This window comes from Aestuariivita sp., assembly GCF_021404545.1.
Lineage (GTDB): Bacteria > Pseudomonadota > Alphaproteobacteria > Rhodobacterales > Rhodobacteraceae > Aestuariivita.
In genome coordinates, this window is record NZ_JAAWWD010000036.1 from 74,231 (window position 1) to 91,537 (window position 17,307).

18 protein-coding genes are annotated in these 17,307 nt (G+C 62.5%); 12 read left to right on the top strand and 6 right to left on the bottom strand.

Going from position 1 to position 17,307, the window contains the following annotated elements; genetic code table 11:
- The first annotated feature begins 1 nt into the window (after position 1).
- The 12 genes from HEP69_RS11860 to dxs all read left to right on the top strand — a co-directional run bounded on the left by HEP69_RS11860 (position 2) and on the right by dxs (position 12,212).
- Positions 2 to 1,117 carry a methyltransferase gene (locus tag HEP69_RS11860; protein ID WP_290558744.1) on the top strand — a complete coding sequence of 372 codons (1,116 nt, stop codon included), beginning with the start codon at positions 2 to 4 and terminating at the stop codon, positions 1,115 to 1,117.
- Positions 1,118 to 1,250: 133 nt separating this feature from the next.
- Positions 1,251 to 2,192, top strand: coding sequence for a chlorophyll synthesis pathway protein BchC (gene bchC / locus HEP69_RS11865; RefSeq protein WP_290558745.1), 942 nt, complete (start codon positions 1,251 to 1,253; stop codon positions 2,190 to 2,192).
- On the top strand, positions 2,189 to 3,193 hold the full coding sequence (locus tag HEP69_RS11870; RefSeq protein WP_290558785.1) for a chlorophyllide a reductase iron protein subunit X: 1,005 nt from the start codon (positions 2,189 to 2,191) through the stop codon (positions 3,191 to 3,193). The genes bchC and HEP69_RS11870 overlap by 4 nt, the downstream gene beginning before the upstream one ends.
- A gap of 4 nt (positions 3,194 to 3,197) precedes the next feature.
- A complete protein-coding gene (bchY, locus tag HEP69_RS11875; RefSeq protein WP_290558746.1) occupies positions 3,198 to 4,772 on the top strand; it encodes a chlorophyllide a reductase subunit Y in 1,575 nt (524 codons plus the stop codon).
- Complete coding sequence (gene bchZ / locus HEP69_RS11880; RefSeq protein WP_290558747.1) at positions 4,766 to 6,256, top strand: chlorophyllide a reductase subunit Z; 1,491 nt, start codon at positions 4,766 to 4,768, stop codon at positions 6,254 to 6,256. The genes bchY and bchZ overlap by 7 nt, the downstream gene beginning before the upstream one ends.
- Positions 6,253 to 6,477 carry a cytochrome PufQ gene (gene pufQ, locus HEP69_RS11885; RefSeq protein WP_290558748.1) on the top strand — a complete coding sequence of 75 codons (225 nt, stop codon included), beginning with the start codon at positions 6,253 to 6,255 and terminating at the stop codon, positions 6,475 to 6,477. The genes bchZ and pufQ overlap by 4 nt, the downstream gene beginning before the upstream one ends.
- Positions 6,478 to 6,643: 166 nt before the next feature.
- Complete coding sequence (gene pufB, locus HEP69_RS11890) at positions 6,644 to 6,793, top strand: light-harvesting antenna LH1, beta subunit (protein ID WP_290558749.1); 150 nt, start codon at positions 6,644 to 6,646, stop codon at positions 6,791 to 6,793.
- Between the two features lie 14 nt (positions 6,794 to 6,807).
- Positions 6,808 to 6,969, top strand: coding sequence for a light-harvesting antenna LH1, alpha subunit (gene pufA, locus HEP69_RS11895; protein WP_290558750.1), 162 nt, complete (start codon positions 6,808 to 6,810; stop codon positions 6,967 to 6,969).
- 159 nt (positions 6,970 to 7,128) lie between these two features.
- Positions 7,129 to 7,980, top strand: a complete 852-nt coding sequence (pufL, locus tag HEP69_RS11900; RefSeq protein WP_290558751.1) for a photosynthetic reaction center subunit L — start codon at positions 7,129 to 7,131, stop codon at positions 7,978 to 7,980.
- Positions 7,981 to 7,982: 2 nt separating this feature from the next.
- Positions 7,983 to 8,975: a photosynthetic reaction center subunit M gene (pufM, locus tag HEP69_RS11905; RefSeq protein WP_290558752.1), complete on the top strand. Its 993-nt coding sequence runs from the start codon at positions 7,983 to 7,985 to the stop codon at positions 8,973 to 8,975.
- Positions 8,976 to 8,977: 2 nt separating this feature from the next.
- Positions 8,978 to 10,099 (top strand): photosynthetic reaction center cytochrome PufC, encoded by a 1,122-nt coding sequence (pufC, locus tag HEP69_RS11910; RefSeq protein ID WP_290558753.1) that lies wholly within the window; start codon positions 8,978 to 8,980, stop codon positions 10,097 to 10,099.
- A 190-nt stretch (positions 10,100 to 10,289) separates the two neighbouring features.
- The gene (gene dxs, locus HEP69_RS11915) at positions 10,290 to 12,212 is read left to right on the top strand and encodes a 1-deoxy-D-xylulose-5-phosphate synthase (protein ID WP_290558754.1); all 1,923 of its coding nucleotides are present in this window, start codon (positions 10,290 to 10,292) and stop codon (positions 12,210 to 12,212) included.
- A 61-nt stretch (positions 12,213 to 12,273) separates the two neighbouring features.
- Here dxs and HEP69_RS11920 read toward each other — a convergent pair whose 3' ends face one another.
- From HEP69_RS11920 to HEP69_RS11945, 6 genes are read right to left on the bottom strand one after another with little or no spacing between them, the layout of a single operon-like run.
- On the bottom strand, positions 12,274 to 13,077 hold the full coding sequence (locus HEP69_RS11920) for an alpha/beta fold hydrolase (protein WP_290558755.1): 804 nt from the start codon (positions 13,075 to 13,077) through the stop codon (positions 12,274 to 12,276).
- Positions 13,070 to 14,083, bottom strand: a complete 1,014-nt coding sequence (locus HEP69_RS11925) for a P1 family peptidase (RefSeq protein ID WP_290558756.1) — start codon at positions 14,081 to 14,083, stop codon at positions 13,070 to 13,072. The genes HEP69_RS11920 and HEP69_RS11925 overlap by 8 nt, the downstream gene beginning before the upstream one ends.
- Before the next feature lie 48 nt (positions 14,084 to 14,131).
- Positions 14,132 to 14,416, bottom strand: coding sequence for a hypothetical protein (locus HEP69_RS11930; RefSeq protein WP_290558757.1), 285 nt, complete (start codon positions 14,414 to 14,416; stop codon positions 14,132 to 14,134).
- Positions 14,417 to 14,463: 47 nt separating this feature from the next.
- A complete protein-coding gene (locus tag HEP69_RS11935) occupies positions 14,464 to 15,210 on the bottom strand; it encodes an SDR family oxidoreductase (RefSeq protein ID WP_290558758.1) in 747 nt (248 codons plus the stop codon).
- 57 nt (positions 15,211 to 15,267) lie between these two features.
- Complete coding sequence (locus HEP69_RS11940) at positions 15,268 to 16,416, bottom strand: adenylate/guanylate cyclase domain-containing protein (protein ID WP_290558759.1); 1,149 nt, start codon at positions 16,414 to 16,416, stop codon at positions 15,268 to 15,270.
- 33 nt (positions 16,417 to 16,449) lie between these two features.
- The gene (locus HEP69_RS11945) at positions 16,450 to 17,307 is read right to left on the bottom strand and encodes an alpha/beta hydrolase (RefSeq protein ID WP_290558760.1); all 858 of its coding nucleotides are present in this window, start codon (positions 17,305 to 17,307) and stop codon (positions 16,450 to 16,452) included.

The window sequence follows — 17,307 nt, forward strand, 5'->3', positions numbered from 1 at the left end:
CATGGAGGCCGAGGCGACAGGCTGGCGCGGCGGATGGCTGAACCGGCTGGTCGCGCGCCCGGGCTTTCAGCGCTGGGCCAGTACGTTCCCACTCACCCGGGGGCGCGCGCGGCGCGATGGCGCGGCGCTTTTCGACGTGGTGCAGGGCTTTGTCAAAAGCCAGGTCTTGATGGCCCTGGTCGAGCTTGATGTCTTTCGTCGCCTGCGCGCGGGTCCGCAAACTGCCGAGCAGATGGGCCGCGCGCTGGATATCCCTGCCGATCGCATGCAGGTTCTGTTGCAGGCCGGCGCCGCTCTGGGATTGCTCAAGCGCAGACGTGGTGGTCGCTATGGTCTGGCACGACAGGGGGCCGCCCTGATGGGGGTGCCGGGGTTGGAGGCGATGATCCGCCATCATCGCGCCTTTTACCGCGATCTGGAGGATCCGGTGGCCTTGCTGCGCGGGCCTGAACGGACTGAATTGTCCGAGTTCTGGCCCTATGTCTTTGGCGCGCGCGGCGATGTGGCGCCGGATGTGGCGCGCACCTATTCCGATCTGATGGCCCAAAGCCAGCAGCTGGTCGCCCAGGATACGTTGCGGGCCATAGACCTGAAGTGCGTCACGCGGCTCTTGGATATCGGCGGCGGCACCGGCGCGTTTCTGGAGGCGGTGGGAGCTGCCAATCCAGGGCTCGATATGGTGCTTTTTGATTTGCCTCAGGTTGTGCCCGACGCCACCGATCGCTTTGCCCGCGCAGGGCTGGCCGATCGGGTCCGAATCGAGGCTGGATCGTTCCGCGAGGATTCCCTGCCCGAAGGGGCCGATGCAATCTCGTTGATCCGGGTTCTTTACGATCATGCGGATGACACGGTCGAGGCGCTCTTGAGCAAAGTGTTCGACGCTCTGCCCGGCGCCGGGCGGTTGATCATATCCGAGCCGATGGCGGGCGGCGCCAAGCCCGAGATCGCGGGCGATGTCTATTTCGCCTTTTATACCATGGCGATGCAGACCGGACGCGCCCGCTCGGCCAAGGACATCGCGGCGTTCTGTCGTGCAGTCGGCTTTGAGCAGATCCGCAGCCCTGCCCCCAGCCGCGCTTTTGTCACGCGCGTTCTGACCGCTGTCAAACCAAAGTGACAACTCCCCGCAGAAAGTGTCTAAAGTAATTGACACATCAAACTGTCAGGCTAAACTGACAGTGCGACAAAAAAGACCCAGCCGAGTCTCTCTCGGGCGAGGGTCCTAACCGGTACGATCAAAGGAGGCTGACATGCAGACACAGGCGGTGCTTCTGAAGGGCCCCCAGGATCTGGGCATTGATGTCCTGTCGCTAACCGATCCGGGTGAAAACGATCTGGTCGTCGACATTCACTATTCGGGCATCTCAACCGGAACGGAAAAGCTGTTCTGGTCCGGTCAGATGCCGCCTTTCCCCGGGATGGGATACCCCCTTGTTCCTGGCTATGAGGCCGCGGGCGAGGTGGTCGAAGCCGGTGCCCTGACCGGTTTCACACCCGGGGAACGGGTTTTTGTACCGGGTGCCAATTGCTATGACGGCGCGTTCGGCCTTTTTGGCGGTGCCGCCGCGCGGGTGGTGACCGATGCCGCCCGAGTGACGCGTATCGACACCGGTCTGGGGGCCGAAGGCGCGCTGCTTGCCCTGGCCGCGACCGCACGCCATGCCATGGCCGGGATGGACAAGGCCGTGCCCGATCTGATCGTGGGCCACGGTGTTCTGGGCCGCTTGCTGGCCCGGCTGACGATTGCAGCGGGTGCGCCCGCCCCCACCGTGTGGGAGATCAACCCTGATCGCCAGACCGGAGCCGAAGGGTACGAGGTGCTGACCCCCGATGACGATCCGCGCAGGGACTACCGCGCGATCTATGACGCGTCGGGCAATGGCGCGCTGCTCAACGATCTGGTGACGCGCATCGAAAAGGGCGGCGAGATCGTTCTGGCCGGGTTTTACACCCAGCCGCTGAGCTTTGCGTTTCCGCCCGCCTTCATGAAAGAGGCGCGGTTTCGCGTTGCCGCCGAATGGCAGCGCGAGGATCTGACGGCCACCCGCGCGCTGGTGGAAAGCGGCGCGCTCAGCCTCGGGGGGCTGATCACGCATCAGGCTCAGGCGAAGGATGCCGCGGGCGCCTATCGCACCGCGTTCGAGGATCCGGCCTGCCTGAAGATGATTCTGAATTGGGAGACATGCTCGTGAAAGACGAAGTGCCAAACCTCAAGGATTTCGACCAGCGTCTGCGCGACGAGGCCCATGAAGACCCCTCGCTAGAGGTCCCTCAGGGCGAGCCCACCAAGCACACTCAGATCATCGCGATCTACGGCAAGGGCGGGATCGGCAAATCCTTCACGCTGGCCAATCTCAGCCACATGATGGCCGAACAGGGCAAACGTGTGCTGCTGATCGGGTGCGATCCGAAATCGGACACAACCAGCCTGCTCTTTGGTGGCAAGGCGTGCCCGACGATCATCGAAACCTCGACCAAAAAGAAACTGGCTGGGGAAGAGGTCAAGATCGGCGATGTCTGCTTCAAGCGCGGCGGTGTCTTCGCGATGGAACTTGGCGGCCCCGAAGTGGGGCGCGGTTGTGGCGGTCGCGGGATCATCCACGGGTTCGAGTTGCTTGAGAAACTCGGCTTCCACGACTGGGATTTCGATTATGTGTTGCTCGATTTTCTGGGCGATGTGGTCTGCGGCGGGTTCGGTCTGCCGATTGCCCGCGACATGGCGCAAAAGGTGATCCTGGTTGGCTCGAACGATCTGCAATCGCTTTATGTGGCCAACAATGTCTGCTCGGCGGTGGAGTATTTCCGCAAGCTGGGCGGCAATGTCGGGGTCGCGGGTCTGGTGATCAACAAGGATGACGGCTCGGGCGAGGCGCAGGCCTTTGCCAAGGCGGTGGACATCCCGGTGCTTGCCTCGATCCCGCAGGACGACGATTTGCGCAAGAAATCGGCCAATTACCAGATCGTCGGCACCGGTGAAAGCCAGTGGGGCGCGCTGTTCGCGGCGCTGGGTGAAAACGTCGCGGTTGCGCCTCCGATGCGGCCAACGGCCCTGAACCAGGACGAATTGCTGGAGCTGTTCGACGGATCGGAAACCGGGGCCGGGATCGAACTGGTGCCTGCCACCGATGTCGATATGCGCGGCAAGAATGCCGAGCCCAAACCCTCTCTCGAAGTGATCTACGACGAGGCGTGATCCCATGACCGAAGAGATCAGATACGATACCGCCGCCGAAGCTGACGTGATCGAGGGCGCGCCGCGCGTGGAGGCCCCCGCCGGAGCCCCACCGGTGGACGGTCTTGGATGTCACTCCGGCTCGGAGATGGAAAAGGCCGCGCGGATGTCCGGCAACTCCGAGGTTCTGGATCAATACGCCAGGGATTACCCGCAAGGGCCGCATGACAAACCGCAATCCATGTGCCCTGCCTTTGGGTCGCTGCGTGTGGGTCTGCGGATGCGCCGGGTGGCCACGGTTCTGTCGGGGTCGGCCTGCTGTGTCTATGGGTTGACTTTCGTCAGCCATTTCTACGGCGCGCGCCGGTCGGTGGGCTATGTGCCCTTCAACTCCGAGACCTTGGTGACCGGCAAGCTGTTCGAAGACATCCGCGAAAGCGTGCATGACATGGCCGACCCGGATCGCTTTGACGCGATCGTCGTGACGAACCTGTGTGTCCCGACCGCGTCGGGCGTGCCGCTGCGGCTGTTGCCGAGTGAGATTAACGGTGTCCGGATCGTCGGGATCGACGTGCCCGGATTTGGAATCCCAACCCATGCCGAGGCCAAAGACGTTCTGGCCGGGGCCATGTTGAACTATGCCCGTGCCGAGGTTGAGGCAGGGCCCGTGGCAGCCCCCGTGGGTGGGAAATCCGACAGACCGACCGTCAGTCTTCTGGGAGAGATGTTCCCGGCCGACCCGATGATGATCGGTCAGATGTTGGCACCTCTGGGCCTGGCGGCTGGCCCCGTGGTGCCCTGTCGGGAATGGCGCGAGCTTTATGCAGCGCTCGATTGCGGCGCGGTGGCGGCGATCCATCCGTTCTATACCGCCGCCATTCGCGAGTTCGAGGCGGCCGGACGGCCCATCGTGGGCTCGGCCCCCGTGGGACATGACGGCACGGCGGCCTGGCTGGACGGGATCGGTGACGCGTTCGGCCTGCCCACGGGCAAGGTGGCCGAGGCGCAGAACATGTTCCTGCCCGCGATCAAGGGCGCGCTGTCGGGTGCGCGGATCGACGGCACCATCACGCTGAGCGGGTACGAGGGCAGCGAGCTTCTCGTTGCGCGTTTGCTGATCGAAAGCGGTGCGACCGTGCCTTATGTCGGCACCGCCTGTCCCAAGACGCCCTGGTCGGCAGCGGATGCCGAGTGGCTGGAGGCCAAGGGCGCCAAGGTGAAATTCCGCGCCTCGCTGGAGGATGACTGTTCGGCAATGGAAGGGGTCAATCCCGACCTCGCCATCGGCACGACCCCGGTTGTGCAAAAGGCCAAGGAACTGGGCATTCCGGGACTTTACTTCACCAACCTGATTTCCGCGCGTCCGCTGATGGGCCCTGCCGGTGCCGGATCGCTGGCGACTGTGGTCAATGCGGCGATCTCGAACAAAGGGCGCATGGACAAGATGAAGGCGTTCTTCGAGGGCGTTGGCGAGGGCGACACCGCCGGTGTCTGGGAGGGCGATCCGAACCTGCGGCCCGAATTCCGCGCGCAGAACCTCAAGAAGCTGGAGCGCGCCGAAAAGGCCCGTGTCGCGGCGAATGGCGGTGTGAAATGCTGATCCAGGACCACGACCGCGCGGGCGGCTATTGGGGTGCGGTTTACGCGTTTTGCGCCGTCAAGGGCCTGCAGGTTGTCATTGACGGCCCGGTGGGCTGCGAAAATCTACCAGTTACCAGCGTGTTGCATTATACCGACGCGCTTCCTCCGCACGAGCTTCCGATCGTAGTCACGGGACTAGGAGAAGAAGAGCTGGGTCGGGATGGGACCGAGGGCGCTATGAAGCGAGCTTGGGGTGTGCTCGACCCAGCTTTACCGTCTGTTGTGGTCACCGGCTCGATCTCCGAAATGATCGGCGGCGGTGTGACCCCGCAAGGCACCAACATCCAGCGGTTTTTGCCCCGCACCATCGACGAGGATCAGTGGGAAGCCGCCGACCGCGCGATGACCTGGATCTTTACCGAATTCGGGATGACCAAGGGCCGTATGCCGCCCGAGAAAAAGCGCGAGGACGGCGCCAAGCCCCGCGTCAATATCCTGGGTCCGATGTATGGCACGTTCAACATGCCCTCCGATCTGGCCGAGATCCGGCGCCTGGTCGAAGGGATCGGGGCCGAGATCAACATGGTGATGCCGCTGGGCGCCCATCTGGCCGAGATGCGCAATCTGGTGAACGCGGATGTGAACATCTGCATGTATCGCGAGTTTGGCCGGGGCCTGTGCGAGTTGCTGGGCAAACCCTATCTGCAAGCGCCCATCGGGATCGAATCCACCACGAAATTCCTGCGCATGCTGGGCGAGATGACCGGGCTGGACCCCGAACCGTTCATCCAGCGCGAAAAGCATTCGACCATCAAGCCGGTCTGGGATCTGTGGCGTTCGGTCACGCAGGATTTCTTTGCCACGGCGAGCTTTGCCATCGTCGCCAATGAGACCTACGCGCGCGGTATTCGTCTTTTCCTCGAAGAGGATATGGGCCTGCCCTGCGCCTTTGCAGTGGCCCGCTCTGCTGGCTCGAAGACCAACAATGAAGAGGTCCGCGCGCTGATGGGGCAGAAACGCCCGCTGATCGTGATGGGCTCGATCAACGAAAAGATGTATCTGGCTGAGCTCAAGGGCGGGCATGGACCTAGCCCAGCGTTCATTCCGGCCTCGTTCCCCGGCGCCGCGATCCGGCGTGCGACGGGCACGCCCTTTATGGGCTATGCCGGGGCGACCTATCTGATCCAGGAGGTGTGCAACGGCCTGTTTGACGCGCTCTTCCACATCCTGCCCCTGGGCACCGATCTTGACGCAGCCGAGGCCACGCCGACAAATCTGCGTCGCGATTTCCCCTGGGATGCCGACGCGCAGGAGATGCTGGACCGGATCGTCGCCCAGCACCCGATCCTGACCCGAATTTCCGCCGCCAAGACCCTGCGCGATGCCGCCGAGCAGGCCGCTCTGGATGCGGGCGCCGAACGTGTTGTCGTCGAGACGGTGCGCGCGCTCGACCCCGGTCTGGTCGCAGCGGACACAGCTTTCAAAGAGGGAGATCTGAAATGACAGATACGACCAATCACGCCCATGTCGAAACCCGCAGCCACAAGCCGCCGCGCACGGAGTTCATGGTGTATTTCGCCATTATCTTCGTCGCCACGCTGCCTTTGGCCTGCATCACCTGGGCGCTGGCCGCGATCAAAAGTGGCAGTCTGACCGAAAAAGGCCCCGTGGCCCGTGCCTGGAGCCAGGCGCGGATCATCACGCCGATGATTTTTTCTGCCTGACGGCGGACGCGTCCATTTTGGCGCGAAGAGTTCCCTGCCTGACCGGGCGGGGATGCAAGACTGACCATCCGGCAACGGATGGGCAGAGCCCGGACGGGTTGCAAGACCCTAAAGGACCCGGCCGCGGGGTGCGCGGCGTCAGCGTTGTTTTTCGAAAGGAAAGTTAATGGCTGATAATTCCGACCTGTCCTTTACAGGTCTCACCGACGAGCAGGCGCAAGAATTGCACTCCGTCTATATGAGCGGGCTCTGGCTGTTTTCGGCCGTGGCAATTGTCGCTCATTTGGCGGTGTTCATCTGGCGCCCGTGGTTCTGAGGAAGGATTGATATATGGCAAAGTTCTATAAGATCTGGCTCGTTTTCGATCCACGCCGTGTGTTTGTCGCACAAGGTGTTTTCCTCTTCCTGCTGGCGGCGATGATTCACCTCGTCCTGCTGAGCACGGATCACTTCAACTGGTTTGAACTGGCCGCCCAAAAGGCCGCCATGTGATCACGCCCCCTCCGGGGGGCGACCAGTGACGTGAACAACAAGCAACGTTGCGGGCGGTGGCGGCACACCGGCCAGACCGCCCGCAACCATCAAGACACGATTTGAAACGACGGCTATCGGACTGAACGGGACGGGCCGCCAAACGCGGAGAGACAGAAGATGGCGTTGCTCAGCTTCGAAAGAAAGTATCGCGTCCGCGGAGGGACGCTGATCGGCGGCGATCTGTTCGACTTCTGGGTAGGGCCATTTTATGTGGGCTTCTTCGGGGTCACGACAGCCTTTTTTAGCCTTTTGGGCACAGTGTTGATTTTCTGGGGGGCCTCGCAGCAAGGCACATTCAATCCTTGGCTGATCAATATCGCCCCCCCTGACCTGAGCTATGGTTTGGGGATGGCGCCATTGCTGGAGGGCGGTTTGTGGCAGATCATCACGATCTGTGCCACCGGCGCGTTTATCAGTTGGGCCCTGCGCGAGGTGGAAATCTGCCGCAAGCTGGGAATGGGCTATCACGTGCCCATCGGGTTCAGCTTTGCGATCCTGGCCTATGTCACGCTGGTGATCTTCCGCCCCTGGTTGATGGGTGCGTGGGGGCACGGTTTTCCATACGGGATTTTCAGCCATCTCGATTGGGTGTCGAACACCGGCTATGCCTATCTGCATTTCCATTATAACCCCGCGCACATGCTGGCGGTGACGCTGTTTTTTACCACCACACTGGCGCTGGCGCTGCATGGGGCGCTGATCCTGTCGGCGGCCAACCCTGAAAAGGGTGAAGAGATGAAGACGCCCGATCACGAGGACACGTTCTTTCGCGATCTGATCGGCTATTCGATCGGCACGCTGGGCATTCACCGTCTGGGATACCTGCTGGCGATCAACGCGGTGTTTTTCAGCGCGGTCTGCATCATCATTTCCGGCCCGGTCTGGACCGCAGGCTGGCCCGAATGGTGGAACTGGTGGCTTGAGCTGCCGATCTGGGGCGAAAACCCAATGCCGGTAGGAGGGATGTAATCATGGCCATCCGCGAATATCAGAACTTCTTCACCCAGGTGCAGGTTCAGGGCAATCCTGAATGGGGCATGGATGACAACGGCCAGATGACGCGTGAGCGGATCGGCAAGCCGGGATTCAGCGCGCTGGTCGGCTGGTTCGGCAACGCACAGCTGGGGCCGATCTATCTTGGTTGGACGGGCATGATCTCGCTCGCTACCGGTCTGATCTGGTTCAACATCGTGGGTATGAACATGCTGGCGCAGGTCGGCTGGTCGATCCCTGAGTTCATCCGCCAGCTTTTCTGGCTGGCGCTGGAGCCGCCCGCACCGGAATACGGTCTGTCGATGCCGCCGCTCGATGAGGGCGGATGGTACATCATCGCGAGCTTCTTCCTGCTGGTCTCGGTGATGACCTGGTGGCTCAGGACCTACCTCTTGGCGCAGGAACACAAGATGGGCAAACACGTCGCCTGGGCGTTTTTGTCGGCCATCTTCCTCTTTCTGGTACTGGGTCTTTTCCGCCCTGTTCTGATGGGATCGTGGTCCGAGGCCGTGCCTTACGGCATCTTCCCGCATCTGGATTGGACGACCGCGTTTTCGATCCGCTATGGCAACCTTTACTACAACCCCTTCCACTGCCTCTCGATTGTGTTCCTTTATGGCTCGGTGCTGCTGTTTTGTATGCATGGCGGCACGATCCTTGCGGTCACCCGGTTCGGTGGCGACCGCGAGCTGGAACAGATCGTGGATCGTGGCACGGCCACGGAACGCGCCGCCCTCTTCTGGCGCTGGACCATGGGCTTTAACGCCACGATGGAAGGCATTCACCGCTGGGCGATCTGGTTCGCGATGCTGACCCCGATAACGGGCGGGATCGGGATCCTGCTGACCGGCACCGTCGTCGACAACTGGTTCATCTGGGCGCAGGAGCACAACTTTGCCCCGATCTATGATGGCTCGTTCGGCTACGAGGATTACGGCTCCTACGAAGCCTTCATCGGACAGGAGGACTGATCATGCTGCCCAAGTGGTTCAACGACTGGAACAAGGACAACCCGACCGATATCTTCGGCCCGGCGATCCTGGTGGGTGCGCTTGGTGGAGCGGTCTTTGTGGCGATCCTGCTGGTGACATGGGGGCAACCCTATGCCACCGCCTCGATGCAGACCGGCCCGGCGGGTACCGGAATGTCGGTGCCGGAGTTCAAGGCGGCCCTTGCGGTACCGGACCCCACAATCGACGAGTACTACACCGAAGAGCCTTATGTGCCCGAAGGCGCAGAGCCCTTGGCCAAGGACATTTACGAGAATGTTCAGGTGTTGGGCGAACTGACCGAAGACAACTTTAACCGTGTGATGAACGCCATGACGCAATGGGTCAGCCCGGAACAGGGATGCGCCTATTGCCATGGTGACGGAGATCTGGAGACCTACGGGGCGGACGACCTATACACCAAAGTCGTCTCACGCCGGATGATCCAGATGACCCAGACCATCAACGAGCAATGGGACGCCCACGTCAATGCCAACAAAGAGGTCGGTGTAAACTGCTATACCTGCCACCGGGGCGAGAACGTGCCGTCGGATATCTGGTTCAAGATAGCACCGGTGAACGAGGCATCCGGCAACTGGGCGGCGGTCCAGAACCGCGCGACATTGATCAGCCAATCGACCTCGTTGCCGTCAGACGCGCTGGAGACCTATCTGCTCGATGCCAATCAGATCGTCGTGCATGATCTGGAAAGCCGGGTCGAAGGCGGTCCTGCGGGCGATGATGCCTTGCCCTCCATTCAGGATACCGAACGCACCTATGCGCTGATGAACTATTTCAGCAACTCGCTGGGCGTGAACTGCGTGTTTTGCCACAATTCTCGGGCGTTCTATGCCGCCGCGGGCGAAGTCACCCCGCAATGGGCCACCGCGTCGCTGGGGATCCTGATGGTACAGGAGCTCAACACCGACTACCTCGTGCCGCTCAGGGATACCTATCCTGCCGAACGGCTGGGCCCGGTCTATGCCGATGCGCCAAAGGTTGCATGCAAGACCTGCCACAAAGGCTATCAGCAGCCGCTGCAAGGCATGAACGCCATTGCGGATTGGCCGGAGCTCGCCTCCTCCGAGCCACCGGAATACGAGTAAGGGTCGGGCGATGACCCCTGTATCATCGCCTCCCTTTGCCAGGCGCGGACCCGCGGCTTCCTGGGTCCGGGCACGGGGTCTCAACGCCCCGGTTCCCTTCCTGTTGGCTACAGGAAACGGGCGTCGCGTGGGTGGGAGCGCTCCCAACCCACGCGGCGCCTTCGTTCTTTTATGGAAAGGTTCTTGATCCATGTCCCACACACGCACCCCGCTTCTGGATCGTGTCGCAGGCCCGCAAGACCTCAAACCCCTGACCGATAGGGAGCTGTCACAGTTGGCCGACGAACTGCGCCAGGAGGTGATCTCCTCGGTCTCGGAGACGGGCGGTCACCTGGGGTCGTCCCTTGGCGTGGTCGAGTTGAGCGTGGCTATCCACGCTGTGTTCAATGCTCCCGCCGACAAGCTGATCTGGGATGTGGGGCACCAGTGTTATCCGCACAAGATCCTGACCGGCCGCCGCCACCGGATGAGCACCCTGCGCCAGAAAGACGGGCTGAGCGGGTTCACCAAACGCGCCGAAAGCGAATACGATCCGTTTGGGGCCGCCCATAGCTCGACCTCGATTTCCGCGGCGCTGGGCTTTACCGTGGGGCGCGATATGGGGATGCCAACGGGCGATGCGATTGCGGTGATCGGCGACGGCTCGATCAGTGCAGGCATGGCCTATGAGGCGCTCAATAACGCAGGCGCCGAGGGGCGGCGCCTGTTCGTGATCCTGAACGACAACGAGATGTCGATTGCCCCGCCCGTGGGCGCGATGTCGGAATACCTGAGCCGGATTTCCCAGGTTGGGCCGATGCCCATTCTGGATGCGATGGCCAAGGATATGGAGAGATTCCTGCCCGAACCGATGCGGCTGGGTGCCCAACGCGCGCGCGAGATGGTGACCGGTATCGAAGGTCAGGGCACGTTCTTTGAAGAGCTTGGCTTTGACTATATCGGTCCGATTGACGGGCATGACATGGGCCAGCTTCTGAGTGTGCTGCGTGCGGCGCGCACGCGGGCGACCGGACCTGTCCTGATCCATTGTTGTACGGTCAAGGGCAAGGGATATGCGCATGCCGAGGGGTCGTCCGACAAGTATCACGGCGTGGCCAAGTTCGACGTGGCCAGCGGCGTGCAGGCGAAATCCAAGGCCAATGCACCCAGCTATACCACCGTGTTCGGCGAGGCGCTGACACAGGAGGCTGCCCGTGATCCGCGTGTCGTGGCAGTGACCGCTGCGATGCCGTCCGGCACCGGTGTGAACATCATGGCGGATCGGTTCCCGGCGCGGGTCTTTGATGTGGGCATCGCCGAGCAGCATGGTGTGACCTTTGCCGCCGGGATGGCGGCGGCTGGACTCAAGCCCTTCTGCGCGATCTACTCCACATTCCTGCAACGCGGATACGATCAGGTGGTGCACGATGTGGCTTTGCAAAAGTTGCCGGTGCGGTTCGCGATAGACCGGGCCGGTCTGGTGGGGGCGGATGGGGCCACTCATGCGGGCGCTTTCGATATCGGTTACATGGGCGCTTTGCCCGGCATGGTCGTGATGGCCGCCGCGGATGAGGCCGAGCTTGCCCATATGGTGGTCACGGCGGCCGAGTATGATGAGGGACCCATCGCGTTCCGCTATCCGCGGGGCAGTGGCACCGGTGTCGAGATGCCGGATCGGGGCGAGGTGATAGAGATCGGCAAGGGCCGGATCCTGCGCGAAGGGACCGATGTGGCGCTTTTGTGTTTCGGGACGCATCTGGCGGAATGCGAGATGGCCGCCGCGATGCTGGAAGCAGAGGGCATTTCGGTGACATTGGCGGATGCCCGGTTCGCCAAGCCGCTGGATATGGATCTGATTGCGTCGCTTGCCGCCAATCACGCGGCCCTGATTACCGTCGAGCAGGGCGCGATGGGCGGCTTTGGTGCCTTTGTGCTGCAAGCGATGGCGGCAAAGGGGTTGCTTGATGGGTCGCTCAAGCTGCGCACGATGTGCCTGCCGGATCGGTTCATTGATCAAGCCAGCCCGGCAGAGATGTATCAGGATGCGGGTCTGACCGCGATGGACATCATGTCGGAGGTGTCGCGGACCGTCAAACACGACACCACGCTGGTAGGGTTCCCTGGACGCGCCTGACAGGGCGCGTGCCCGACGGCGGGCCATGTGTGTGGTGTTCGTATTTTTGGCAAGAAGAAGCTCAGGCCGGGTGCGCCTGCATGAAGTCGCGCAGATAGAGGGCGACGGCATCCGGCGCGTCCCAGTGGATCGAATGGCCCGCATTTGGGATGATGTGATGCACCACTCTGGGGAGTGCGTCGAATGCCGCGAGGGCCGGGCCGGGCGGGATCAGCACATCGTTTTGAGCATAGAGCACCTGCGCCGGGCAGGCGAGATCGGCCAACTCGGTGGTTGGGGTGTCGTCGCGCAGAGCGTCAATCTGATGGGCCATGGCCTCTCTGCTTTGTGCGTGCGGATAGGCGAGGGCGGCCACAAGGGCGGTGCGGGCGTTGGTGGGTATCTCGAAAAACGCGGGGCCGAACACCCATGGATACAGCGCCTTGAGCCAGAGCGTCTCTCCATCCGGTGTGGCGCGGATCTGGCACAGACTATCGAAGACTGCCAGTGATCGGGGCAGTTTTTGGGGCGAGGATGCCATGATCGTGAGAGAAGCGATACGGCTCTGGGCCAGCGCTGCCAGTTCGATGGCGGCGCGTCCTCCCATCGAATGGCCCGCCACATGAAACCGATCATGGCCCAGGTGGTCCATCAATCCCAGCGCGTCATGGGCCATTTGGGCAAGGCTGACCGGGGCGTTCCAAGGCGTCGTGCGCCCCGTCGTGCGATTGTCGGGACGGATGAGGGTGTGATCCTTTGAAAAGGGATCGACCAGAGGGGTCCAACTGGCGCTGTCCGACAGCATTCCCGCGAGCAGGAGCAGCGGCGGGCCATTCCCGTCAACCTCGTAATGCAGCGTGATATCGTCGAGGGGAAGGTCAGGCATTCAGGGTGCTCCAGCAGGGCAAGATATCGCCCGCTGCGGGCTGTGCGTGATAGATTGCCCGCGCGATCGCCCGCGCCAGGCACAGAGCGGCGGCATGTCCGATCGCTGTCAGGGCGCGTTCAGAGCCCTGCAGCGGCCTGTCGGAGGTTGAAAGGGCAAAGACCAGATCGCCGTCGCTGGGGCTGTGTGCCGGCACACAGGCCCGCGCGATGCCGTCATGGGCGGCGGTTGCCATGCGCTGGCACTCGGCCTTGGTCAGCGTTGCATCTGTGGCGACGATGGCGATGGTCGTGTTGGCACGGCTCTGCGGGGCGCCGAGCATGGCGGCCATCTTTCGACTGTCGAGGTCGCGGCCCAGTCCGGAGGAGGGATCGGGTCCGATGCCGCCGAACTCCCCCTCGATTTCAAAGGGGGCGGCCCAGAAGTGGCGGTCCCCGGGGGTGGTCACGCTGCCGATGGGATTGGCGGCCACAAGCGCGCCGACGGTCGTGCCGTCGGGCAGCACCAGGGAGGCGGAGCCGAGGCCACCTTTGGTCATCGCCGTCAGCGCGCCGGTTCCGGCGCCTTCGCTGCCGATCGCGAATTCTGACGCGGCGGCCTGATATGCAGCGCGGCCGAGCGCGCGGTAGGGGTTATCGGTCCAGCCCTTCTCTCCGCCGTTGAGCAGGTCGAAGATGATCGCCCCGGGAACCAGAGGGATCGTGGCGCTGCCGATACGCAGGCCCTTGCCTTCGGCGCGCAGCGCATCGACGACGCCGGAGCAGGCATCAAGCCCGTAGGCCGATCCGCCAGACAGACAGAGCGCATCGACACCGGTGACGGTTTTGTCGGGCGCCAAAAGGTCGGTTTCCCGCGTGCCCGGTGCACCGCCCATCACATTGACCGAAGCGACGAAGGGCGCATCGGCTGTCAGGACAGTCGCGCCGGACTTCAGGGTATCGTCGCGGGCATTGCCCACCCGCAATGTAGGGATGTCGGTGATCAGGTTTCGGGGTCCGGGATGCATGGGGAACCTTTGGACTATATGGTACTTCAGGCAGGAAAGGCGCGCGGATCAGGGCTGGGCTTCGGTGTGCCGGTGACTGATGTTTGGCGCGGCCAGAGGATCGATCAGCGGGATGTGCCCCGCCGTTTCAGCACGCAGGCGACGCTTTATTGCGTTCGACATGACAAAGGGCTGTGCTGCGTGCACAGGTAGGGTGGCGGAGCCTGTAACCCCCTCCTCTATGGTTTCGTTCAAGACGAGGGAGACGTCATCTTCGGTCTGATAGGGGCGATCGGCAAGGCTGCCCTGAGACCGCGCCGCGATGATATTGTCATCGCGGAGCGCACTCGACACATTTCCATTTTCCAACGGCTGGAGTTTCCGCGCAAGGCTGAGTCCGCTCAAATGCAGCGCCCCCCGTCGACTTCCATCGCGGTGCCTGTGATCATCGAGGCCGCGTCTGAACACAGGAACGCCGCGGCGTTCCCCATATCCTGAGGCGTGGAAAAGCGGCCCAGCGGGATCGTGGAGAGGAACTTGGCCCGCATCTCGGGTGTATCCTCGCCCATGAACCTTTTGAGGAGCGGTGTTTCACCTGCCACGGGACAGATCGCGTTGACGCGGATGCCTTTGGGCGCCAGCTCAACCGCCATGGTCTTGGTCGCGGTGATCATCCAGCCTTTGGAGGCGTTGTACCAGTTGAGGTTGGGGCGGGGAGAGAGGCCGGCAGTGGACGCCACATTCAGGATCGCCCCTGACCCGCGCGATTTCATATGCGGGACCAAGGTACGGGCAGTCAGATAGACGGATTTGACATTGACGTTCAGCACGCGGTCGAAATCGGCCTCGCTCACATCCTCCAGCGGGGTGGGCATATGGGTAATGCCTGCGTTATTGACCAGGATATCGACATGACCGAAGGCACCCAGAGCAGCCTCCGCCATCGCGTTGACAGAGGCGCCGTCCGACACATCCACATGCTGAGCCATGGTCTGATCGCCCAGTTCCCGGGCCGTCTCTTTCGCTGCGTCTGCGTTGATGTCGGCGATCATCACGCGGGCACCGTGCTCTGCGAACACCCGGGCAATGCCCGCGCCGAAACCGGACGCGCCGCCGGTTACAATGGCTGTTTTTCCCTCAAGCTGCATGGACACCCCTCCGTTTGGCGCGACGATGCCGCGAAGCGCCGGGTCAGGCAAGGGGGGTCAGCCATCCAAAAGCGAATAGACCGCCTGAGGTGCAGTCAGACCCTTGAGCGGCTCAGAGCCCAGTTTGCGTGTTGCGGTCCCGAGGGCGTGCGCAAAGGGTTCGGAGAAAAGGATCTCCTGCCCATATTTGGCACACAGGCCTTCCAGACGCGCGGCAAGGTTCACCGCCGGGCCAAGCACGGTGAAATCCAGACGCGCTTCGGATCCGACATTGCCGTAGAGAACGTCGCCCACATGCATGGCGATCCCGAATGCAACGCCGAGTGGCGGGTCGGCACGGGCCGTGGCTTGTGCGGTCAGCGCAGCGCTTAGCGCATTGTCCGAGGCCTGCCCCATATCCTCGCCCGGGAAAATCGCCAGAAGCCCGTCGCCCATCAGCTTGAGGATTTCGCCATCGTGGCTGGCGATTGCATCGCCCAGGATCTCAAAATACCGGTTGGCGATGCAGACGATGTCATCAGGCGCCAGCTCTGCATTCAGGGCCGTCCAGCCGCGCATGTCACTGACGAGGATCGCGGCCTGAATGGTCTCAATATGGCCACGGGTAATTTGCCCCGACAGAACCCGTTTCGCAGTGCGCGGTCCCAGATAGGCGTCCGTAATCGCGGTGGCGCTGTGGTCCAGCCGAAAGACCTCGACCACGGGCGTGATCAGCGCGGCCACGTGCCGAAGCCGTTCCAGATCGTCGGACTCAAAACCGCCCGCATGGTCGGTCACAAAGACAACAATACCCCCGGCCCCGTTCCTGAACTCCAGAGGCAGCCCATAGTAATCGGTGGCACCGCGCTCTTTCAACTCATGCAGAACGATGTGGTCTTCGGGTGCCAATGCGCGATCCAGCCTGCGGCGGAATGGTTGCCCGGTTTCCGCGATCACGGCAAGCGGGCTGGCGATATAGGCGGGACGGGATTCGAGGCCGTGCGCCGCATCGGGCGATGGTATGAGGCCGTCGTCACGCTCCCATGCCGCACTCATGGCGGTGATCAGCGGGTGCAGGGTGCGGATGGCGAGCCGCACCCGCCAGACCGGCGCGCCCACCGCGATCATCTGTTCGGCAAGACCTTTGGTCATGTCGTCCATGGTGTCGGCCAGGCGGCCCTTGGCCAGCAGCCAGTCGCGTATCGGATCAAGGGACCAGTTGGACATGAGTGGGGATATAGGGCGTTCCGGGCGTTTGGTTCATTCGGTTGTGGAAATCTCTTCGATAAACTGCCGAACATGGCGAAAAAAGAGAGAAGGCCGATCAATGCTTAACATATGCGCGGCGTCTTCGATCCGTTCAAAACGGGCATTTGGCAAGGCTTGCGCCAGCGTCTCGCCAAAGCTTTGGGGCATGATCGGGTCACGGTCGCCCGACAGAACCAGCGTCGGGCAGGTCACAGATCCCAGGGCGGCGCGGAAATCGAACCGGCCCTGTTCGCTGGCAGGGCCGTTGTAATGCATACCCACAGGGTTCTTCACGATCAGCCGCGCCATCGCGTCGGGGTCAAGCCCGCGAAGGGTATAAAGCGGCAGGCACCGTTCGAAATAGGCCTGCCGCCCCTCCGGCGTGGGCTTGGACCAATAGGACCGCGCGACCGCCCCCGTTTCGGCCCCGCCCAACCGGGCGAATGCATCATAGATCACCTCAAACTCAGTACGGGCCGTGGTCGAGGCCAGGATCAGTGCCCGCGCCTGGCCGGGGTGACGGGTGGCATAGGATTGGGCCACGACCCCGCCAAAGGACGCGCCAAAGACGATGGGCCGGTCGATACCCAGCGTCTGGCACAAGCCGTGCAGATCGTCGCCCCATTGATCCAGCGTCCAGAGGGCCGGGTCGCCATCCTCGCTGCGCCCGTTGCCGCGCTGGTCGTAATAGACGATCTGGCACAGATCGCTCAGCTTTGAAAACGCCGGTTTATAAAGCGAATGATCAGCACCCGGCCCGCCATGGACCGTGATCAGCGTCGGTTTTTCGCGCATCGCGGGGCCATCGGCGATCAGGCCGGGCCCCTCGATATCCACGAACAAGCGCACATCGTTGACGGTTATATACAT